Raw genomic sequence first — 21,971 nt, 5'->3', positions numbered from 1 at the left:
TACACCCTCATCTGCGAAGAGCCGGATAACGCGCTGACCTGCGGAACTACACGCGGGTAGTTCGTGAAGTGACCCTGTTCCGGAGTGCTCGCTGACCACACGCTGACCACGGCGAGTCTCTTGTCACCCCGAAGACGCACCGCGAGCGGGGAGGCCGGCGCGACGGACCTGTTGAGCCCGGTGCTCGGATTGCCGCGTCACGCCGGATCGCCACTCGTAGGAGCCGACGCCTGGAGTTGCTGGGCGACCTGCGCCGCGAAGGTCGGGTCAGCGAGGATCCGGCGCACGACGTCGTCCGCGATCCGATGTACGTCGACCGGGCCGTCTGTGTACTCGACCGCGATCCGCTGCGGGTACGTGACGTCGACCCGCGTCGTGTACGCGCTCTCCCCGTTGTCGCCGTAGGCCGAGAGCACGTGGTCGTAGACGAGCTGCACTTTGGTCTGGAAGATGTCGACGGTGTACGGGTCCGGGAGGCCCGCGTCGAGCACGGATCGGATGGTGCTGTTGACGTCGCTCATGACGTCGACCTTGCGCCGCCAGTCCTGGACGAGCTTCCGGTGGAGGTGCTCCAGCAGGATCTTCGCGCTGGCCTTAGCCCGCTGCCGTTCCTCGTCGGTGAGGGCAGGGTCGGGCTGGGTGAGCAGGTCGAAGATCGCCAGTTCCTCCTCAGTCATGCCCTCTCGAACGGCGCGTTCTTCCTCATGCGTGAGGGTCCGGGACATCTCGATGAGGCGCTTGAGGTACTCGTCGGTGTTGACCGCGCCGGCGTTGTACTCGGCGATGAGCTGCTCGATCCGCTCGACCAACTCGTAGCGAGTCGGGTTGCGCGTCGCCGCGCCGACCGCGCGCGCGAGGAGGAGCTGCGCGAGCCGGTCCGTCTCGGCACGCTTGCGCCCCGCGAGCTTGCGGGCCAGCCCTTCGAAGTCAATTTGCGACAGATCGAGCAACGGATCGGGCGCCGTCCCTTCGGCTGCTGCACGGATGACGTACTCCTCCGCTCCGACGGAGCGATCCAGAAGCGCGTCGACGGCGTCAAGCACGCCGCTGATGTCGGGCTGCGGCGGCTTGGTGACGTCGGTGATGCGCTCGGCGAGCACCCGGATCGCCGCGACGGTGCGCTGCTGCGCGGCCGCCTTCGGGTTCGGAAGGAGCGCCTTGAACAGCCGCCGAGTCAGCCTTGCCCGCACGAGGTAGTCGTTCCACGTCTGCTCATCGACCAGCAGCGCCTCGACGGCGGCGTCGCGCTTGGCGATGTGGTCGAAACCGGTCGCGTCACGCATTTCGATGAGGTCGACGCCGACGCCGGTGCAGAACGTGATCAGTTCGGCGACGACGGTGTCGAGTTCGCTGGCGAGGGCGTCGATGATCTCGATCGGCGTCTCGCCGGCGGAGGCGGCCCCGTAAATGGCGAGGGCCCTCTCAAGGTTACGGAACACGCCGACGTAGTCGACGATGAGGCCGTTGTCCTTTTCGGGGAACACCCGGTTGGCGCGGGCGATGGTCTGCATGAGGGTGTGGTTGCGCATCGGCCTGTCGAGGTACACCGTCGACACGCTCGGGGCGTCGAATCCGGTCATCCACATCGCGCAGACGAACACGATGCGCAGCGGATCTTTAGAGTCCTTGAACTTCTCGGCGAGGTCCTCGCTGATCATCCGCGCCCGGTGGGGGCGGATGTCCAGGCCCTGGTCGTCGAGCATCTTCAGTTCGTTCTGGCTCTGCGAGACGACGACGGCCATGTCGGTCGACTCCATTAGCGCGATTCGCGACGCGAGCCAGGGGCGCTCCAGCTCGGGCAGCGCGTCATGCTCGGCCCTCAGCTCCTCCCGGTGGGTGGCCCACGCCTCCTGGACGAGGTCGTACATCCGCACGGCGGCGGCCTTGTCGAGACCCACGTACATCGCCTTGCCGCTGAATCCGCGACCGACGAAGTGCCGCACTAGGTCGCTGGCAATCGTCTTCAGACGTTCTGGCCGGGTGAGCAGCATGTACTGGTTGCCCATCGCCTTGACGAGAGCGCCCTCGGCCTCGTCGTCGACCTCGGCCTGGTTGAGGATCTCCTCCAGCTCGTCGGAGAAGCCCGGGTTAATCAGTTGCAGTTCGGGGATGCGGTTCTCGTAGTACAGCGGCACAGTCGCGCCGTCTTCGATGGCATCGCGGAAGTTGTAGATCGACACGTACTCGCCGAACTGCGCCCGAGTCGCCTGCTCCTCCCCAGCGATCAACGGTGTACCGGTGAAGCCCATCATCGACGCCGCCGGAAGCGCCCGGCGCATGTTTAACGCGAGCGTGTCGTACTGGGAGCGGTGCGCCTCGTCGGTGATGACGATGATGTCCGATCGGGCCGACAGCATCGGCATCTCGCGCTCGTCCTTGGCGGGCTGGAACTTCTGGATCAGCGTGAACACGTACCGGTGATCCGCGGCGAGCAGCTCGCGCAGCCCCGCAATCGACTCGGCGTGCACGTCCGCGCCCGCAGGGATCGCCCCGGCGTCGGCGAACTCGCCGTGCAACTGGGTGTCGAGTTCCTTGCGATCGGTGACCATGACGAACGTCCACTTGCCGGGCACCTGCCGTAACACCTTCTGGGTGAACCACAGCATCGACAGGCTCTTGCCCGAGCCCTGCGTGTGCCAGAACACCCCGAGTCGCTTGTCCTGCTCGGCCCGTGCACGGTGAAGGCTCTCGATCGCGGCGTTGACGCCGTAGTACTGGTGTGATCGGGCGATTACCTTGATCAAGCCGCCGGGGCGCTCAATGTAGGCGACAAAGTTCTCCAACAGGTCGAGCAACACCGCCGGATCGCATGTGCAGCGCAGTGCCGTCTCCAGGGCGATCTTCCCGCGGGCGCCCTTCGCGTCGGTGACCTTCCAGTCGCCGAAGAACTCCCATGGCGAGTACGTCGACCCGACCTTGGCCTGACTGCCGTTGGAGACCAGCACGAACAGGTTTGGGACGAACAGCTGCGGGATAGTGTCGCGATAGTCGGTGACGTTGTCGGCGAAGCCTTTCCTGACGTCCTCGTTCGGCTCCTTGAACTCCATTAGCACCAGCGGGATGCCATTAACGAACAACGCGACATCGAGACGGCGGCTGTGCAGGCTGCCCTTGACCCACATCTGCTGCACCGCCAGCAGATCGTTCGACGCCGGGTTCGCCATGTCGAGGTAGCGCAACAACTCGATGCGCTTCTCTCCGACTTCGTCGACCCACTCGGCCCGGCAGCCGTCGCGTAGCAGGTCGTAGACCTCACGGTTCGCCCGCACCCGATCCATGATCGAGCGGTCCTTCGTGACCGCCTCGACTGCCTGGTCAATCGCTGTCTCCGGGACGTCGGCCGGGTTGAGCTGGCGGATCGCAGCGCGTAAACGGTGAGTGAGGACAACCTCGTGCTGCGAGTCGCGGCCCAGCGTGCCGCTTGCGCCGAGCTTCTCCTGCCACGCGTCAACCCGAGACCAGCCCAGCTCACTCAGGAGCTGCATGCTCGGCTCCTCGACAAACAGGGCCTCCGCGCCGCGCCCCATCATGCGACCGCCTCCTCAAGGGCGCGATTGAGGTCCAGCGCCGATACGTCGATCTGACCCGTCACCAACTTCGGCAGGAGCAGGTCGCGCATCCCTGCAAGTCGGCGGTTCTCGAACATGAGCGTCGCAGCAAGCGTGAGATGGTTACGGGCGACGTCGCTGAACGACTCAGCAATCGGCGCAGGGGGAACAGCGAGGGGCCACTTGCCGAGCACCTTCCAATCAGCGCGTGGCATCTTGGTGCCGTTCGCGGTTTGCGTCGCATGCGCGACGAACTCGACGCTCGAAACTGTGAACACTGCCTGTCCCCAGTGTTTCGACAGCGGTCGGATGACAATGGCGTCTGTTGAGCAGATGCCGTCGATCGGCGCGACGCTGACCTTGTGGAAGTACGGCCTGATCTTGCCGAAGAGGACATCGCCCTGCTTGAAGACTGCCTTGCGGCTGCCTTGGTTCCCCGCGGACCCCCAGTCGTCGAGAGTCACCTGCTGCCGCGGGATGTGCTCCAAACCCACGGCAGGTGTCGTGGGCTCAATTGTCGAGGGGTCGACGCTTTCCTTGCCGGTGGCGACGATCTCGTCGAGGACACCCGCCGACCACCCTTCGGGGAGGGGGCCGAGGGCGGAGTCCACGAGGGGGACGGATTCGTGGCCCGGGTAGCGAAACTCAACGAACCACTCCCGGTAGATGGTCCGTGCCATCTCCTCCAACACCTGAACCCGCCGCCGGTTGTTCTCGATCAGGTCATCGATCCCGCCGAGAACGCCGGCGATGTCCCTTTGGGCGCCGAGTGGTGGCACGTACACGGCGATGTCCTTGAGTTGCCCGAGGTTGAAGCCAGGGACTGCCGCCCCGATTGACTGCCCGGTCACCACGCGAACCATTTCAGGACTCGACAGGAGGTAGTACAGGTACGTCGAGTCGACCTTCGTGGGGTCGGGGGTCAACTTCATCTGCTTGTTCGAGACGATGTATTCGGCGTACTCGCTGCGATCATCAATCAGCCCGATCTGGCCGATCGTTCCCCAGCAGGTGAAAACCAGATCGCCGCGCCGCGCCACGCTCCGCTTGAACGTCGCGGCCTTCGCCTCAGTGAGGAAGGCGAGGCCGTGGTCGTTCAGCCTCACGCCGACGTCCAGGCTGAGGTTTGAGCCGCGAATAACCGGAACCCCGTGTTCGACGAAGTTCTTGGCGCTGATGGCGGACCCAAATGGCCCTGTCGCGAGTGCGTACGGGTCGGGACTCGCCAGTTCCGCGAGCGTTGCGCGCTTCCAGGCACTCATGCGTCGCGAATCCCTTGGACTGCGGCGTCGACCTTGGCACGGAGGTCGACAGCCTCGTCGCTGAGGCGAGTGAACTCCTCGAAGAGTTCCTCCAGCTTGATCGCGAAATCCTCGTCGTTTACGTTCACCGCGGCCGAGCCGGTGTAGCGACCGGGGTTTAGGCTCCACCCCTGGGCCTCGATCTCGGCGCGGGTCGCGAGCATGCACAGCCCGGGGACGTCGACGTAGGTGCCGTCGGGGAAGTTCTCGTCGAGGAGGGCCTGGCTGCCGTCGCAGGTCTCGATGGGCTCGCCGCGGTAAAGGCGGACGACGTTCGCAAGGAACTCGATCTGCTCGGCCGTGAAGTCGCGGTGAGCACGGTCTATTTGTCGGAAGACATGGCGTGCGTCGATGAACAACACCGTGTCCTCGCGCGACGTGCCCGTCTTGGCCCTGTCGAGGAACCAGAGCGTGACCGGCAGGGTGACGGTGTAGAAGAAGTTCGAGCTGATGGCGACCATGACGTCGACCGCACCGGACTCGACGAGCTGCTTGCGGATCTCCTTCTCGGAGTGCCCGGCGTCGGCGGCCGAGTTCGCCATGACGAACCCTGCGCGGCCCGTGTCGGCAAGGGCGGCATAGAATTCCTGGATCCACAGGTAGTTCGCATTGTCGGCCTTCGGCATACCGAAGGGGAACCGCTTGTCTCCTGCGAGCTTGTCCTTGTTTACCTTGTCGACATTGAACGGCGGGTTGGCCATGACGTAGTCGAACGCGCCGACGGCGTTGTGAGGGTCTTCGTAGTAGCTGTTGGCCTGACGGATATCGCCAGACAAGCCGTGCAAGGCGAGGTTCATCTTCGCCAGCGGTACGGTGTCGTCGGTCTTTTCCGCGCCGTAGATCGACAGTTTGCGGCTGGCCGACTCGTGGTGGCGTTCGACGAACTTCGCGCACTGCACGAACATGCCTCCCGACCCGCACGCCGGGTCGAAAACGCGGCCCTCAAAGGGTTCGAGAATCTCCACAACTAGGCGCACGATCGAGTATGGGGTGAAGTACTCACCACCGCCCTTGCCCTCCTGCGCCGCGAAGTTCGACAGGAAGTCCTCGTAGATAAACCCGAACGCGTCGCCGCTGAGCTGGGTTGGCAGCGGGGCGAACAGGCGTAGGAGCTCGATGAGGGTCGCGCGCTCTAGCTTCTGGTAGCCGCGCGGCAGGATGTCCTTGAGCTCGGGGTTCGCTGCCTCAATCGCCTTGATCGCCTCGTCGACCGCCTTGCCGATGTCGTCGCCCTCGGGCAGGTCGACGATGCGCGAGAGCCGCGACGCGTGGGGGACGTATAGGACGGACTTCGCCTTGTAGTCGGCCGGCTGGGCGGGGTTGCGCGGGCTGCGGTCCGCCTCAACCTCGGCGCGCACTGCCTCGAAGCGGTTCTCCGCGTACGCAAGGAAGACAAGCCCGAGCACAGGGTCCCGGTACTGCACGGGCGTCAGCTTTGAGTTCGCACGCAGTTCGTCGGCAGCGGCCCAGAGGGTGGCCCGCACCTTCGCGAGGTCTGTTGTCTTCACGCGTGAAGGCTAGCGGCGCGGGTCGGTTCGGCAGTGGTGCGCGCGCGGCGCCTCCCGCTTGCACCCGTGGGTGGACGTGCATGAGCGCCGATCCTGGGCCCGGCCTGCGACGGGCCTGGCGAGTCTGCATCCCAGAGATGCAAGAGGAGTCACGGCCCGTCATCGGCTCGACAGCGGCCGTCACCGGCAGTCGCCGGGCCGGCGTCAGCGGGCGGGACTCAGCGCTTCTCTCGTCGGAACCCAGTAGCGCCGCTTCGGTGAGCCCCCGGGTACCGATCGGACGTCTTCGAGCACGCCGCCGCACCGCTCGATCACCGCAGCTGAGCCGACGTTCTCGTCGTCGCAGGTTACGAGCGCCTGGTCGATGCCCAGACCGTGAGCGACGCCGAGCCCGGCGCGGAGCAGCTCGGTCGCGTACCCGCGCCGCCGGTATGCGGGCCGGACTCCGTAGCCGATGTGGCCGCCAACCTGGAGCAACGCTTCGGTGAGCCGGTGCCGCACGGAAACGCGCCCGACCACAACGCCGTCAACCGCGGCGTAGAGGTCGGTCCACGGCACGTACCCGGGCGGAAGGCCGGCACCGTAGCGAAGGCGCTCGACCCGCTCGAGGTACGCGGCCCATGGCTCGTTCGGGTCGTGGATCGGCAAGAAGGCGAAGCCCTCGGTCGCCAGCTCGGCGTGCGCCGCCCTTGCCTCGGCTTCGTCGTCGATCCTGAGCGCGCGAAGCTCCACTACCACTCCCCTCTACACAGCACGGCCGCTGCCACGCGGCGCGTCAGTCGGCCGACGCGATGGCGTCCCGGATCGCCTGAGCCTCGGCGTCAAGGAGCGGCCGCTCACGTTCCACCTCGTCGGGAAGGATCGTCCACCCGTCGCCCTCGTAGCGCGGGATGACGTGCAGGTGGAAGTGGAAGACCGTCTGGAACGCGGCCTCGCCGTCACACAGAAAGACGTTGATCCCTTCGCATCGCATGGCGGAGCGGCGTAAGGCTCGCGCCATCTCGTGACCGACCGACCAGACGTGGGCGCTCGTGGCCGCGTCGATGTCCTCGAGGCCGACGACGTGCTGGCGTGGCACGACGAGAAGATGCCCGGGGACCACGGGGTGCAGGGCCATCCAAACCATGACTGTCGCGTCGTCGTAGACGAGGCTGACCTCCGCTCGGCCGGCAACGATCGCGCAGAAGATGCACTCGTGCTCGGCCGCCGCCCGTGGCTTACCCATGAGCCGGATGGTGCCAGACACCGTGAGCTCCCCCATCCGACTTCGGGTCGACGGGTTGGTCCTGCGACGTCTCGCGGGAGCCCAGGGAATGCCGCTCGGCTCAGGCTGGTGCCGCGTCGCGCTGTCGTCATCGATGACGCGGACGCGTATGGGCCGGCGCCTGGTGCGCCGTCATCGCACTTGTTCGCGTCATCGCCTGCGACGCCAGTTCGTCATCGCTCTGTCTATCGGGCGTGAGGAGTCTGGCGTCGTGTGCACGACCCGACTCCGCTCCTCTGCGGCGCGGGAGGGGCCAGGGCGGCGGGCAGCGACGGATCTTCTCGTCTGCTGCCGCACACCTGCAGGTAGCGACGGCGGCGCGAGGGGAGGTAGTGCCGGTGATGTCGATGCACAAGCTCACCGCTGGGGACGGGTATGCCTACCTCATCCGGCACGTGGCCGCGGGCGACGCCGGCCTTGGGGCGGACGCGTCGCTCACCGCGTACTACGAGCAGACCGGCAACCCGGCGGGCCGGTGGTTCGGCGAGGGCCTTGCCGGGCTCGGCGACGGTGCGCGGCACCTCCGCCCGGGCGACGTCGTGAGCGAAGCGGCGATGACGGCGGTGTTCCGCGACGGCGTCGACCCGCTGACCGATGACGCGCTCGGCCGGTCCTCCCGCGCCTTCGATGACGGGAAGCGGCATGCGGTCGTCGGGTTCGACCTCACGTTCACCGCGCCCAAGTCCGTGTCGGTGCTGTGGGCGCTGGCCGATGACGCGACGCGAGTCATCGTCTATGACGCGCACCGGGCGGCGTTGGCGTCATCGCTGGAGTTCGTCGAGCAGCGCGTCATCCGCACGCGCATCGGTGACGCGGGCCGTCATCAGGTCCGCACCCGCGGGATGGTCGCGGCGGCGTTCGATCACTGGGACACCCGGGCCGGCGACCCGAACCTGCACACCCACGTCGTCATCGCCAACAAGGTCCAAGGCCCCGACGGCGCCTGGCGCAGCCTCGACGGGCGGACCGTGCACGCCGCGGTCGTCACCGTCTCCGAGCTGTATGACGCGCTGCTCGCCGACGAGCTGGCGCGGCGGCTTCCGGTGGACTGGTCGATGCGCGACCGCGGCCCGCGGCGTAACCCGGCGTTCGAGGTCGACGGCATCCGCGAGGACCTGCTCGAATACTTCTCGACTCGGGCGGAGGCGATCCACTGCGCCGAGCAGGAGTGGCTGGCCCAGTTCGAGACCACCCACGGCCGCGCGCCGACCCGTGTGGAGACGACCCGCGCGCGGCAGCACCTGACCCGCGCGACCCGTCCGCCAAAGACGGTCCGCCCGCTGGCCGACCTGTTGGCGGACTGGGCGAACCGAGCCCGCGCGCTCACCGGGCTCGAGCCGCGCGACCTCGCGGCTCGCGCGCTGGCCGGCACCTACGGGCGGGCGCTGCACGCGCACGACGTCGGACCCGAGGTGCGGGCGGCGATGGTCGCCCAAGTGCTCGATGACGTGTCGACGCGGCGGTCAGTGTGGACGACGTGGAACCTCGGCGCCGCCGCCGTGCGCGCTTCGAAGCTGCTGCGGATGGCGTCACCTGTTGAGCGGCGGGCGCTGCTCAACGAGGTCACCACCGAGGCCGCGGCGGCGTGCGTGCACCTGGACGACAACCGCGACCCGATGACGCGGCGGGTCGGGGAGTCGCTGTTCACCTCGACCGAGCTGCTCGGCGCGGAGAAGGTGCTCCTCGACGCCGCCGAGACCACCGGCGCCCCGCACCGGCCGGCCGAGATGCTCGGCGTCATCCAGCTGCGTACCGAGCACTACCTCGGTGCCCTCGCTCCCGACCAGCGTGCGGCGGCCGAGGCCGTCATCGCCTCCAGCCGGCTGCTCGACGTGCTCGTCGGACCGGCGGGTTCGGGCAAGACCACGACCCTCGCCGCACTGGCCTCCTTCTGGCAACACGGGATCGGAACCGTCGTCGGGCTGGCGCCGTCGGCCACCGCTGCGCGGGCGCTGGCGGAGTCGCTCGGTGTGCCGTGCGAGACGACGGCGAAGTGGCTGCACGAGTCCACCGGCGACGGCGCCACCGCACGCGCCCTCCGCTACGCCGACGCCGTCACCCGGATGACGACCCGCGACTACCGGGAGCAGCGGGCGGCCAACGAGGAGCACTGGCGGCTGCGCGCCGAGCAGGACCAGTGGCGATTCGCGCCGGGGCAGCTCGTCATCGTCGACGAGGCCTCCCTCGCCGACACCCGTACCCTCGCCGCGATCGTGGAGCAGGCGCGGGCGGCGACGGCGAAGGTGCTGCTGGTCGGGGACCACCTGCAGCGCGGGTCGGTCGACGCCGGGGGCGCGTTCGGGATGCTCGCCCGCCGCGGACCGACCGCCGAGCTCACCAGCCTCTGGCGGTTCGCGAACCCGTGGGAGGCCCGGGCCAGCCTCGAGCTCCGGCGTGCGCACCCCGCCGCGCTCGACGCCTACGAGGCGCACGGCGCCATCGCCTCCGGCGGCCACGACGCGATGCTCGACGCCGCCATCGACGCCGTAACCGCCGCGAGCGAAAAGGGTCGGGTCGCGGTGCTGCAGGCAGTCGACAACCACACCGTCCGCGAGCTCAACGCGCGCACCCGCGCCGACCGCATCACCACCGGCGACGTCCCACCCGCCGGGGTGAGCCTGCACGACGGGCTGACGGCCGGCGTCGGCGACCGGATCGTCACCCGACGCAACCACCGCCGCCTCACCACCGCCGACGGGTTCGTCCGCAACGGCGGCCTCTGGGACGTCACCGCCGTCCTGCCCGACGGATCCCTGCGCGTCCGCCCGGCCAACCACGCCGAAGCAGCCACCGTCCGCCTGCCCGCGGACTACGTGGCTGAGCACGTGGAGCTCGGCTACGCCACGACCATCGCCCGCACCCAGGGCATGACCGTCGACGAAACCCACACCATCGCCACTCCCGGCATGGGCCGCGAGGACCTCTACGTCGCGATGAGCCGCGGCCGCCATGCCAACCGCGCCTACGTCGTCGTCGACGAACCCGACCCGGAGTGCCTGCCCGGCCACGCGCCGTCGTCGGGCAGGGAGGTGCTCGAGCAGATCCTCGCGACGAGCCACGCGGAGCCCAGTGCCACGGAGACCTGGGACACCTACCACCCGGGGCAAGCGGCGCCCATCGTGCCGCCCGCGCGTCCACAGCAAGCGTGGAGTGCCGTGCCTCCACAGCCTGCGCGGCATCGCTTGACCAGCGTCCCGCCACCGGTCCCCGATGGACCGGTGCTCGGGCTGTAAGGGAATGCCAACCACAACCACGAAGGAGAAGGACGATGACCACAACCACGCAGCGCACCGAGAGCGCCACCGTCACCCCCGCCCGGCAGTACTACCGCGTGAAGGACGCGGCGCGGGTGCTCGGGGTGCCGCCCCGGACGCTGTACCACCTGGTCGAGCGCGAGCAGATCCCGTGCCGACGGCTGGGCACGGTGATCCTCCTTCCGGCGGCGTGGGTCGAGCGCGAGCCGACGATGCCGGTGAAGCGGCGCTGATGTCCGTCACCAGGCGGGCGCACTCGACGGGGAACGTGACCTGGCGCGCGAAGGTGTTCTTCGAGGGCCGGGTCATCGCGCAGCGGTCGTTCGGGCGCCGGGTCGATGCCAAGCGCTGGGAGGCCGACCAGCTCGCGAAGCTGGACGCCGGATCGTGGATCGACCCGGCGCGCGGGCGGATGACGTTCGCGGCGCTGGCCGAGGAGTGGCAGGCCTTGCGTGGTCACCTGGCGGTGCGCAGCCAGGAGACCACGCGGTTCCTGCTGGACAAGTACGTGATCCCGGAGATCGGTGCGTACCCGATCTCCGGGATCTCGGCGGCCGACGTCGAGCGCGTGATGTCGGCGCTGACCGCGCGCGGGCTGGCGACGGCGACGCGGCGTCGGGCGCTGTCGATGATGCGGCTGGTGTTCGACTACGCGATCCGCGACCGGCGGCTCTCAGTGAACGTCGCGCGGATGGTGGCGCTGCCGCGCGGGGGCACCAAGCGCGAGCCGCACTGGCTCCGGCCCGAGCAGCTCGGCCGGCTGGTCATGGCGGTGCCGCCGCTGTGCCAGCCGGTCGTGCTGTTCCTTGGGACGACGGGGTGCCGGTTCTCGGAGATGGCCGCGCTGCGGGTCGACGACGTCGTGCAGACCCCGCACGGGCTCGGGGTGCGGGTGCACCGGGCGGCGACCCAGTCCAAGCGGACGAGCGGGGCGGTGTTCGGGCCGACGAAGACGCATCAGACACGGACGGTTCCGGTGCCAGCGGCGCTGGACGAGTACGTGCGGACGCGCGTCGCCTTCACCGCGCCGGGCGAGTACCTGTTCCCGAGCCCGACCGGCGGCGTGTGGACCAACACCAACTTCCGGGCGCGGTCCGGGTGGATGGACGCGACGCGACGAGCCGGGGTCGAGGGGACGACGATCCACGACCTGCGGCACACGGCCGCGTCGCTGCTCATCGCGGCCGGGGCGGACGTGAAGGCGGTGCAGGTGATCCTGGGACACTCCACCGCGACGATGACTATGGACCTCTACGGGCACCTGTTCAGCGAGGCGACCTGGCAGGCGATGGAGCGGCTGCCGGTGATACCGCTGATGCGGGCGCCGAAGGGGATCGAGGCGCCCCCTGGGCCGGCCCCTGAGTAGGTCGTTCGGGAGTCGTCTGCCGAGTCCGGCGGAGACGTTTCGACGCGTCTCCTGCTACTCGTCCTGCGAGTCCCGCCACTCTTCAAAGCCGCCGGGGTCGTAGGCCTCAAGACGGTCGAGGTGCAGGACGTAGAGGTTTCGACGGCGCGGCTCCCCTTGAGAGGAGAAGACCTGCTCCGTCACGTCGAGAAGGCCAGCGTCCTTCAACTCCTGTGTGCCGCGCGTCCACGTGTCGTCCGAGAGTCCGTACTGACGCTTGCGGATGCCGTCGACCCACGCCCCGTTCCTCGTACGCCCTCCTGTCAACTCCTTCAGGATGATGAGGAGGGCGACAGCTCGACCGGAGAGCGCGATGAACCATCCACGGCGCCAGAGGCTGATGGGCACGGTGATGTACGGGCGCGGCAGCTTCGACGCATCCCACTCCTTGCCGGAGCCAGCGGGGTCGAGGACTGTCATGGTTGGCACGTAGCCCGGGACGCGATCGCGGCGGGCAAGCGACTTCGCCTCCAGATCCTTCATGGCCTTGCTGACGCGGCGGGCTCCCGCCCCGTCGGCGTCGCGCAGACCAAGCATCGCAGCGAGATCCTTGGCACTGACCTTGCGCGCGTGCGGAGCCTTGGTCGCCATCATCAGGACGGTCAGCATGACCTTCAGGCGGACCTCTCCGCCTCCCTGCATGAGGTCAGCCAACGGCGGGCAAGGCTCCTTGCTGCTGCGGTCGCGAGCGAACGCCTGCGGAAGCCTCACCGACGAGTGCCGCTTCGACGTCGCCACTGCCTTCTCAAGACGCTCGATTGCGTCCTGTGGAGGTCTCACGACGGTCATGCGGCACCTCTCCGGCAAAGTCACCGACGTTATTGGCGGAGCAACCTGCGATGCGACGATATGCGACGCGATGCTACGGGCTGCTCAGGACTTCTACGTTTAGTTATCACCGCTCAGAGCGTAACGGTAGCACCGCCGCGTCCACGCGCCTGTCGCCCCCGAGAGCGACCCCCTCTACCGGCAGGCCGGGGGGGTCCGTCGCCGCTGGTCATGGCGCCCCCTTGTTGCTTGATCGAGAGCACGTCGGAAGCGACCCTGGTCGAGTGGCCCGGACTTGCTGGGCCACTCGACCAGTAGGAGGTGATCACCGATGCGTGGATTCAAGCTCACCGTGCGCTGGAGCGCTGGAAGCCTGAGCATCACCCTCGAGCCCTACTAGGGCGGGGGCGGATCGGAACGCTGTGACGGGCAAGTCGATCCGCCCCCATTAGAGCGCGCACCGCGCGCGCTCTGCAATCCGCGGGAGTCGGTCTCCCGGCATGACCGGCAGACCGGCTCCCGCGGGAGCCTCCTCCACGGCCACAGCCAGCTGACACGCCCACCTGCGTCAACCGCGTAGGCCGGGCCTTGACTAGCCGTCCACTCGCTGCGACTCCACCAGTGGCTGCGCCCCTACTCGCAAAGCGAGCGGTACGGCGGCATTTCTGGGGCAGCGCCCTCTCGGCGCCAGACGGTCTTGACGCGGACCTCAGACCTGGACGTCGGGGATCGTCGCTGGACCGGCAGGACCTCCGAACACTGGACCCGGCCGAGGTCCAGGAACGTAGAAGCTCACGGCCCACGCCGGCCTAGTGTTTCCGTCGATGTCGAGGGTCCAGGTGTAGAGGCTGCCCACCTGGACTGGGATCCCGTTGGACATGTTGAGAGCGACCTGCGTGTGCGACCACACGGTCCGTCGCGGCACGTTGACTTCGGGCGGGAACTGCGGTTCCTCGGCTCGGAGGGTCTGGGCGATCCGCAATGGCTCTACCTGCCCAGTCGGTCCTGGGACGCGGACGGGCTGTCCGTCGGGACCGCGAAGGGTGAGCGTGAAGGCGAAGTCCTCCCCGTAGTGGTCCGGAGGCACATCGATGAACGCGACGACGGCGTGTGGGGCGGTGAGCCCGGTCTCTGGGTTTACACCGGTTACGGCCCAACCCGCGCCGATGATGTTCAGCTTCTGGATGGCGTCGGGTGCGGCGTAGTCAGCAACGAACAAGCTGACCCGTGCACTATCTGAGATGGGGCTCACGAGTCTGCAAGCGCCGGAACGCGGTTGTTCGCCACATGCAGAAGCGCCGCGGACCAGGCGCTGCTCGTCGCCGCGGCACCCGTGGAGACGAACACCGACTGCCGGTAGCCCGCGGGGCCCGCGAGGAGGTCGACCGCTTCCGCGGCGCTCCACATCTCCTCGAACTCGGCCGCCGAAGTGTCGAGTTCGTCGAAGTCCTCGAACTCGTCCTTGTGCTCCATGCCAGACATCCTCTCCCTACCTCCTGGGGGCGGCAAGAGCCGTCCGGAGCCGCCACACCCCGTCTCGTGTATCGACAGGGTGCAGCACGATCATGAGTTCTCGCCCAGCCGCGGTCTGCCCCCTGACGAGAAGCCGCCAGCCGTGCACCTCGTGCCGGTGCCAACGGGCCGTCCGATGCCCGAAACACACGTCGAGCACCTCGTCCGGCGTAACCCCGTGCTTGCTCTGGATCTTCCCAGCGATGGCAGGGCTGATGAGGACCTGCCCGATCCAGATGCGCTGCGGCACCGCGCCAGGATGCCACGGGGCACGGAGCCATGGGCGACTCCCCCCAGCGCAACTGCCTGTTGATGCCGTGGGTGGCGATCAACGCATGGGGCCTGGCCGTTGCGGACTCGTCCATCGGCCGCCAGATTCCGTCGAGAAGCGCCCGGCCCAAGGGGTGCGCCAGGCGCCAGGCTCATACGGGCCGAGGAACTCAGAGCTGCCCAAACCTGTCTGGCGGGACATCGCCCGAAGCGTCCGTCGGCATCCGTCCACGTTCTTGACAGGCCGTCCACGTCCTGAGACGAGTCACTGACCACGAGCTGACCAATGCCCGACAAATCGGACACCGACCCTACAGCGGCCGCGGCGGTCCATACCGCCCTGACCTGCATAAACACGTCTGTGCGCCTGGGCAGATTCGAACTGCCGACACCCGCTTTAGGAGAGCGGTGCTCTATCCCCTGAGCTACAGGCGCGTGGGACATGTAGGGAACCCGGTCGAAAACCTCGACGCAGCGGACTGGCAGGGCCTTCCAGGGGTTCCGGCGTGTCCCGGCACGTCGGCGAGGAGCTCGAGGCCGTCGTCGACGCCTGCGCAGCGTACCGGCCGTACTGCAGGGGATGCACCTGTAGCCCCGTTGGCGGAGCTACAGGGACCTGGGTCTGCTGCACGGATAGGTGGCACCTTCACCTGCCCCACGGTGTCAACGCCTGCCGAGAACGGTCGGGTCTGGGTGTACAACAGGACCACGACGCGCCGAGCTGTCCGGCCGCCGGCACCCGCGGGGCGGCACCGCCGCCCGATCACGAGGCGAGGGGGGACGGGGATGGCGGATTCGCCCCACCTCGACGACACCCGGCGCGCCCTCGAGCGCCTGCACGAGGCGCAGCGGATCGGGCAGATCGGCGACTGGGGATTCGACCTCGCGGACGGCGTGATCAGCTGGTCGCCTCAGGTGTACGAGATCATGGGGCTCGACCCCACCCTCGACCCGCCCGCCCTCGCCGACATGCTGGAGCTGTTCGAGCCGGACAGCGCCGCGGCCCTGAGGCATCACATCGACCTCGCGGTCCGCACCGGTGAGGCCCAGGAGTACGGGCTCGTGCTGGTCCGCGGCGGGCAGCGTGTCCACCTGCAGGCCCGCGCGGTGCCGCGCAAGGACGCGCTGGGGCAGGTCGTCTCCCTGAGCGGGACCATCCAGGACGTCACCGCGCGGGAGCGGGCCGAGCGGCTGGTCGCCGAGAGCGAGCAGCGTCTCGGGTTCGCTCTGGGGGCGGCCGAGATCGGCGACTGGGACATGGATCTGAGGACGAACGTCGCCCGTCGCTCTCTGCGGCACGACCAGTGCTTCGGGTACACGAGCCCGGTCCCGCACTGGGGGTACGACACCTTCCTCTCCCACGTCGACCCCGTCGACCGGGACCGGGTGGACGCCGTCTACCAGGCGGCGATGTCCGGGCGGGGCGACTACGACGTCGAGTTCCGGGTGACCTGGCCCGACGGGTCGCGCCACTGGCTGTGGTCCAAAGGGAGGTTCTACTTCGACGAGACCGGGGAGCCGTACCGCGTCGCCGGCATTCAGGTGGACGTGACCGAACGACGGCGCGAGGTCGAGGCTGCCATCCGGCTCGCCGCGATCGTGCAGTCCTCGGAGGACGCGATCATCAGCCAGGACCGGGCGGGGGTGGTGCTCAGCTGGAACCCGGGCGCGGAACGGCTGTTCGGGCATGCGGCGGCCCAGATGATCGGGCGGGGGCTGGACCTCCTGGCCGACTCCGGCGCACCTGAGGACGAGCAGCGGTGGTTCGACCTGGCCGCGGACGGCGAGACCGTGGCGCCGTTCGAGTCCCTGCGCCGACGGGCGGACGGTGTCCTCATCGACGTCGTCCTCACGCTGTCGCCGCTGAAGGACAAGGACGGGCGCGTGGTCGGCGTCTCGACCATTGCCCGGGACATCGGGGAGCGCAAGCGGCTGGAGCTGTCGCTGCGACACCTGGCTCTGCACGACACCTTGACCGGGCTGCCCAACCGGGCGCTGCTCGACGACCGGATGCAGCACGCGCTGACCGCCAACCGCTCCCGGGACAACACGGTGTCGGTCCTGTTCCTGGACCTCGACCGGTTCAAGGTGCTGAACGATGCCGAGGGCCATGCCGCTGGGGACGCCGTCCTCGTGGAGGTCGCCCGACGGCTGTGCGCGGCGGTCCGCCCGCACGACACCGTCGCCCGCTTCGGCGGTGACGAGTTCGTCGTGCTCTGCGAGAGCGGAGGGCTGACCACGGCTCGACTCGTAGCCGAGCGGCTTCACGCCAGCCTCGCGCAGCCGTTCCTCACCGAAGGCCAGACGCGTTTCCTGGCCGCGAGCATCGGCATCGCGGTCGCCGACGACGACAGCACGGCCGAGGAGCTGCTCAGGGACGCCGACGCGGCCATGTACCGGGCCAAGGACCTCGGCCGCGGCCGCACGGCCGTGTTCGACCCGGACATCCGGGCGAGGGCGGCGGCACGGCTGGAGGCGACCACCGCACTGCGACGGGCCCTCGGCGCGGGCGAGCTGCGGGTGTACTACCAGCCGGTGGTCGACCTCTCCGACGAGAGCCTGCTCGGGTTCGAGGCCCTCGTTCGCTGGCAGCATCCCGAGCTCGGCCTTCTTGGTCCGGGCGCGTTCGTCCCCGAGGCGGAGGAGTCCGGGTTCGTCGTGCCCCTCGGTGAGTGGGTGCTCGACACCGCGCTGGAGCAGTCGCGCCGTTGGGCGATGACGTGGGCGGCATCGACCCCACCGCACGTCGCGGTCAACGTCTCTGCACGTCAGCTCGAGGAACCCGACCTGGCCCAGGTGGTGGCCAACGCCCTGACCCGGCACGCGTTCCCGGCGGAGGCCCTGACGCTGGAGATCACCGAGAGCGCGGTGATGCGGGACGTGCTGCGCAACGTGGAGAACCTGCGTGCCCTGCGAGACACCGGACTGGAGCTCAGCATCGACGACTTCGGCACCGGCTACTCCTCGCTGGTCTACCTCAAGCGGCTGCCTGTGACATCGCTGAAGATCGACCGGGAGTTCGTCGACGGCCTGGGGAGAGAGGCTCACGACTCGGCCATCGTCACGGCGGTCGTCGCGCTGGCCCGAGCCCTGGAGCTGCGGGTGATCGCCGAGGGCGTGGAGACCCCGAGCCAGCTCGCGGAGCTGCGGCGCCTCGGGTGCGACGCCGCTCAGGGGTTTTTCTTCTCGCCGCCGATCCCGGCCGAGGAGGCGGAGCAGTGGGTCAGGTGCGGCCGGGCACCACAGGCCGTTCGCCGGGCGCAACCGGCCCCGGAAGCACGCTGACTCGCCACGCAGCCCCCAGTACACGGCGGCCGAGAAGCTGCGGACGTGGCGCGGGACGATCGCTCCCGGCCTCAGTACGCGACCCGCCCCTCGTGGGCCAACCACGCGTCCATCGGCGCCTCGCACCCGTCGACGCGGTGGGCGACGACCGGCATCGGCCACGTGCTCCGGTCCCGGGCCAGCAGGTCGTAGAACGCCCGGTCGTCGAACCCGGCGCGCGCGGCGTCGTCGCGGTCCGCCGCGTAGACCACCCGGCCGACGCGCGCCCACAGCGACGCAGCGAGGCACAGCGGGCAGGGCTCGCAGGAGCTGAACAGCGCGGCCCCGGTGAGCGCGAAGTCGCCGATCTCTCGGCACGCGGCGCGGATCGCCTGCACCTCGGCGTGCGCGGTCGGGTCGTTGTCGCGCGTCACCCGGTTCTGCCCGCGGCCCAGGACGCGCCCGTCCCGCACGACCACCGCGCCGAACGGCCCGCCCCCCGCCGCGACGTTCGCCGTCGCCAGCCGGACCGCCTTGACGAGCCAGCGCTCGTCGTCCGCACCGAGCCCCGCACCGGGCATCGGGCTCACCTGCCTCCCCCACCGATCATCCCGCCGCCCGGTGCGCACCGCGGCCCGATGGGCGACGCACTGTGCCGCGACGGGGCCGCGGTGACGGCGTTACCGGCGTCGGCCGACGACGGGCCGCCCCCGCAGCCCGTCGTCGGCCGCCCCTCACCCCACCGGCGACGCCGGCTTCCCGCACGCCTCGTGCAGCATCGCCATGAACCGGTCGTGGTCGGCGTGCAGCACGACCCGCACGTTGGGCTCCTTGCCGGTCACGCCGAGGTGGTCCACGAGCGTCGCGCCCGCGGTGTGCTGGCCGCGCGTCTCGACGACGACGTACCGGTCCGCCGCCTCGGTCGCCAGGTCGGGCTCGATCGCGATCGCCATCGTCACCGGGTCCGGCATGTCGATCCCGTCGACGTGCGTGACCTCGCGGCAGAACTCCCACAGCTGGCGCTGGATCTTCATGGCGAACTCGCCCAGCGGCCCGCGCTCCGCGAGCGCGGCGGAGTCCGCCGACGTCAGCACCGCGTCCTTGCGGGACACGTCCCAGCCGACCATCTCCAGCGGCATCCCGGACCGGAACACGATGTCCGCGGCCTCGGGGTCCACGTGCACGTTGAACTCCGCCGCGGGCGTGACGTTCCCCAGCCCGTCCGCCGCGCCGATCATCATGACGACCTTCTTGTACAGGCCCGCGATGTCGGGCGCCTTGCGCAGCGCGAGCGCGAGGTTCGTCAGCGGGCCGAGCGTCACGAGCGTGAGCTCGCCCGGGTGCTGACGCGCCATGTCGATGAGGACGTCGACGCCGTGGCCCGGCGCCGGCTCGCGGCCGGTGAGCGGTAGGCCCGAGTCGCCCATCCCGTCTCCGCCGTGCACCTCGTGGGCGAACACGTGGTCGCGCACGAGCGGCCGGTCCGCCCCCGCGTACACGGGCGCCTCGGACCCGCACAGCGCGGTCGTGTAGAGCGCGTTCTGCACGCCCATCGCCAGGGGCACGTTGCCCGAGACGACCGTGATCGCCCGGACGTCGACCCGGGGGTCGGTCAGGGCGAGCACCAGCGCGACGGCGTCGTCGGACGCGGTGTCCGTGTCGATGACCATGGGGATCATGCGGGTCTCCTGTGCTCGGGGGGGCGGGAGGCAGCCCGCGAGGACGCGGACCGCGGGCTGCCGGACCGGGGTCCGGACGATCGGGAGCCGGACGACGGCGGCTCGGGTACCGCGGCGCGCGGCGGTCGGGCGCCCATGCGGCTGACGGCGTCGCGGGCGAGCCCGGCGCCGGCGTGCGCGGCGGCGAGCGCCTCGGTCTCCCCCGTGGTCCACGCCCCGAGGAACCCGGCGCAGAACGCGTCGCCCGCCCCGGTGCTGTCCACGGCGTCGAGGGGCTCCTGCACGACGCTGCCGAGCAGCCGCCCCCCGGCGGCGACGACGGCGCCCTCGGCCCCGCACGTCACCGCCACCAGGCCGTAGGTCTCGCTCAGCGCCACCGCCGCCTCGTGCGCCGTCGCGGCGCCGGTCAGGACCACGGCCTCGTCGAGGTTGGGGAAGCACAGGGCCGCCTCGCCGGTCCAGGCGAGGAAGTCCGCGGCGCCCACCTCGCGCAGGAACGCCGCGGAGTTCGGGTCCACCGACACCGGCACCCCGGCCGCGCGGGCGCGCGCCATGAGGACCAGGGCCGCCTCGCGCACCTCCGGCTCGACGAACGAGTACCCAGACAGGTGCAGCAGCGCCGCCTCCTCGACCAGGCCGGCCGGGACGTCGTCGGCGACGAGCGCCAGGTTCGCGCCGCGGTCGGTGAACATCGTCCGGCCGCCCCCGGGGTCGACGAGGATGATGATCCGGCCGGTCTCCCGCTCCGGGTCCCCCACCAGCCGGGCGTCCACCCCGAACGCCTCGAGCGCGGCCGTGTGCCGCTCGACGTCGGCCTCGGCGACCCGGCCCACGAAGGTCACCGGCACCCCGGTCGAGGCGAGCCAGCACGCCATGTTCGCGGCCGAGCCGCCCTCGCGGCGCACGATGTGGGACCGCGTGTCCGAGTCGTGCGTGATCGCGCCCTGCGGCCGCACGACGACGTCGTCGATGACGTCCCCGACGATGACCACCCGGCCGTGGGCCGGGCCGGGATCGACCCGCTCGGCGCCACGAGCGGCTCCCTTGCCGGCACCCTTGCCGGCCCCCTTGCCGGCCCCCTTGCCGGCCCTCTTGCCGGCCCTGCGGGCGGTCACGCGGACCGACCGGCCCAGGCCCGCGCGATCTCCCCGCCCAGGCGGATGTTGTTCACGGCGATGTCGATGTTGACCTCGAGGCTCTTGCCCTCGGTGTGCTCGACCATCCACGCGAGCAGGAAGGGCGTGGCCTCCTTGCCGTGGATGCCCTGGCGCTCGGACTCGGCGAGGCCGGCGGCGAGCACGCGGTCGTGCAGCTCCGGGTCGAGCTGCTTCTCGACCGGCAGCGGGTTCGCGACGAGGACGGCGTTGTCGAGGCCGAGGGAGTCGTTCGCGGCCATGATCCCCGCGATCTCCTCCGCGGAGTCGACCTGCCAGTCGATCTCGTACCCGGAGTCGCTGAGGTAGAAGCCGGGGTAGTGCTTGGTGCGGTAGCCGACGACCGTCACGCCGAGGGTTTCCAGGCGCTCGAGGGTCGCGGGGATGTCGAGGATCGACTTCGCGCCGGCGGAGATCACCGTGATCGGCATGCGGCCCACCATCGTGAGGTCCGCGGACTCGTCGTAGGTCTGGTTGGCGCCGCGGTGCACGCCGCCGAGCCCACCGGTGGAGAACACCCGCAGGCCCGCGCGGTGGGCGAGCAGGGCGGTCGCGGCGACCGTCGTGGCGCCCGTCGCACCCGACACCATGGCCGGGCCGAGGTCGCGGCTGGAGACCTTGATGACCGACTCGTCCTGCGCGATCCGCTCGACCTGCGCGGCGTCGAGGCCCACGTGGGGCACGCCGTCGATGACGGCGATGGTCGCGGGGGTCACGTCGGCGTCGACGAGCGTCTGCTCGAACACCTTCGCGACCTCGAGGTTCCGCGGCCGCGGGAAGCCGTGGGAGATGATCGTGGACTCCAGAGCGACGACGGGCCGGTTCTCGGCGAGCGCGTCCGCGACGGCCTCGGACAGGACGATCGGGCCGGTGTGGTGGTGGGTCATCTCAGCTCTCCTCGGGAGGGGTGGGTGCTGCCTGCGCAGCGGGGGCGGAGGGGGTGGTCGCCCCGGTGGATGCCGCAGTGGGCACCTGGGTGGGGACGGGCGCCGGCACCTGGGTGGGCGCGTGCGCGGCCACGGCCGCGGCGCTCCCTGCGGCGGG

At 69.8% G+C, this 21,971-nt stretch carries 16 protein-coding genes and 1 tRNA gene; 4 read left to right on the top strand and 13 right to left on the bottom strand.

Annotated elements, in window-relative coordinates:
- Positions 1–197 precede the first annotated feature (197 nt).
- From N866_RS01670 to N866_RS01650, 5 genes are all read right to left on the bottom strand, one after another.
- Positions 198–3,530 carry a type I restriction endonuclease subunit R gene (locus N866_RS01670; RefSeq protein ID WP_034221736.1) on the bottom strand — a complete coding sequence of 1,111 codons (3,333 nt, stop codon included), beginning with the start codon at positions 3,528–3,530 and terminating at the stop codon, positions 198–200.
- Complete coding sequence (locus N866_RS19640; RefSeq protein WP_052022246.1) at positions 3,527–4,810, bottom strand: restriction endonuclease subunit S; 1,284 nt, start codon at positions 4,808–4,810, stop codon at positions 3,527–3,529. Before N866_RS19640 ends, N866_RS01670 begins: the two co-directional genes overlap by 4 nt.
- Positions 4,807–6,357 carry a type I restriction-modification system subunit M gene (locus N866_RS01660; RefSeq protein WP_034221733.1) on the bottom strand — a complete coding sequence of 517 codons (1,551 nt, stop codon included), beginning with the start codon at positions 6,355–6,357 and terminating at the stop codon, positions 4,807–4,809. The genes N866_RS19640 and N866_RS01660 overlap by 4 nt, the downstream gene beginning before the upstream one ends.
- Before the next feature lie 204 nt (positions 6,358–6,561).
- Positions 6,562–7,089, bottom strand: a complete 528-nt coding sequence (locus N866_RS01655) for a GNAT family N-acetyltransferase (RefSeq protein ID WP_245612328.1) — start codon at positions 7,087–7,089, stop codon at positions 6,562–6,564.
- A gap of 43 nt (positions 7,090–7,132) precedes the next feature.
- Complete coding sequence (locus N866_RS01650) at positions 7,133–7,618, bottom strand: HIT family protein (RefSeq protein ID WP_245612327.1); 486 nt, start codon at positions 7,616–7,618, stop codon at positions 7,133–7,135.
- A 344-nt stretch (positions 7,619–7,962) separates the two neighbouring features.
- Between N866_RS01650 and mobF the strand changes: the two genes are divergently transcribed.
- Genes mobF through N866_RS01635 form a run of 3 tightly spaced genes read left to right on the top strand, consistent with a single transcriptional unit; the run spans position 7,963 to position 12,241 of the window.
- Positions 7,963–10,854, top strand: coding sequence for a MobF family relaxase (mobF, locus tag N866_RS01645; RefSeq protein ID WP_034221745.1), 2,892 nt, complete (start codon positions 7,963–7,965; stop codon positions 10,852–10,854).
- Between the two features lie 35 nt (positions 10,855–10,889).
- Entirely contained in the window at positions 10,890–11,108 is a 219-nt protein-coding gene (locus N866_RS01640; RefSeq protein WP_034221727.1) for a helix-turn-helix domain-containing protein, read from the top strand.
- Positions 11,108–12,241, top strand: coding sequence for a tyrosine-type recombinase/integrase (locus N866_RS01635; RefSeq protein ID WP_034221724.1), 1,134 nt, complete (start codon positions 11,108–11,110; stop codon positions 12,239–12,241). The genes N866_RS01640 and N866_RS01635 overlap by 1 nt, the downstream gene beginning before the upstream one ends.
- 54 nt (positions 12,242–12,295) lie before the next feature.
- Here N866_RS01635 and N866_RS01630 read toward each other — a convergent pair whose 3' ends face one another.
- The 4 genes from N866_RS01630 to N866_RS01610 form a co-directional block, all read right to left on the bottom strand.
- On the bottom strand, positions 12,296–13,069 hold the full coding sequence (locus tag N866_RS01630; RefSeq protein ID WP_155855149.1) for a hypothetical protein: 774 nt from the start codon (positions 13,067–13,069) through the stop codon (positions 12,296–12,298).
- A gap of 688 nt (positions 13,070–13,757) precedes the next feature.
- Positions 13,758–14,300 (bottom strand): hypothetical protein, encoded by a 543-nt coding sequence (locus tag N866_RS01625; RefSeq protein WP_034221717.1) that lies wholly within the window; start codon positions 14,298–14,300, stop codon positions 13,758–13,760.
- Complete coding sequence (locus N866_RS01620; RefSeq protein WP_034221715.1) at positions 14,297–14,521, bottom strand: hypothetical protein; 225 nt, start codon at positions 14,519–14,521, stop codon at positions 14,297–14,299. The genes N866_RS01625 and N866_RS01620 overlap by 4 nt, the downstream gene beginning before the upstream one ends.
- Positions 14,522–15,192: 671 nt before the next feature.
- Positions 15,193–15,265, bottom strand: a tRNA-Arg gene (locus N866_RS01610).
- Between the two features lie 351 nt (positions 15,266–15,616).
- Between N866_RS01610 and N866_RS01605 the strand changes: the two genes are divergently transcribed.
- A complete protein-coding gene (locus tag N866_RS01605) occupies positions 15,617–18,115 on the top strand; it encodes a sensor domain-containing protein (protein WP_052022245.1) in 2,499 nt (832 codons plus the stop codon).
- Between the two features lie 71 nt (positions 18,116–18,186).
- On the opposite strand, the gene N866_RS01600 is transcribed toward N866_RS01605, so the two are convergent.
- From N866_RS01600 to N866_RS01585, 4 genes are all read right to left on the bottom strand, one after another.
- The gene (locus tag N866_RS01600) at positions 18,187–18,675 is read right to left on the bottom strand and encodes a nucleoside deaminase (protein WP_034221708.1); all 489 of its coding nucleotides are present in this window, start codon (positions 18,673–18,675) and stop codon (positions 18,187–18,189) included.
- A 153-nt stretch (positions 18,676–18,828) separates the two neighbouring features.
- A complete protein-coding gene (locus N866_RS01595; protein WP_034221706.1) occupies positions 18,829–19,773 on the bottom strand; it encodes a nucleoside hydrolase in 945 nt (314 codons plus the stop codon).
- On the bottom strand, positions 19,770–20,888 hold the full coding sequence (locus N866_RS01590; protein WP_052022244.1) for a carbohydrate kinase family protein: 1,119 nt from the start codon (positions 20,886–20,888) through the stop codon (positions 19,770–19,772). Before N866_RS01590 ends, N866_RS01595 begins: the two co-directional genes overlap by 4 nt.
- On the bottom strand, positions 20,885–21,814 hold the full coding sequence (locus tag N866_RS01585; protein ID WP_034221703.1) for a pseudouridine-5'-phosphate glycosidase: 930 nt from the start codon (positions 21,812–21,814) through the stop codon (positions 20,885–20,887). Before N866_RS01585 ends, N866_RS01590 begins: the two co-directional genes overlap by 4 nt.
- Between the last annotated feature and the right edge of the window lie 157 nt (positions 21,815–21,971).

The sequence above is a fragment of the Actinotalea ferrariae CF5-4 genome, assembly GCF_000603945.1.
Lineage (GTDB): Bacteria > Actinomycetota > Actinomycetes > Actinomycetales > Cellulomonadaceae > Actinotalea > Actinotalea ferrariae.
The sequence above is the reverse complement of the archived record's forward strand: the minus strand, read 5'-3'. Positions and strand labels throughout refer to the sequence as shown.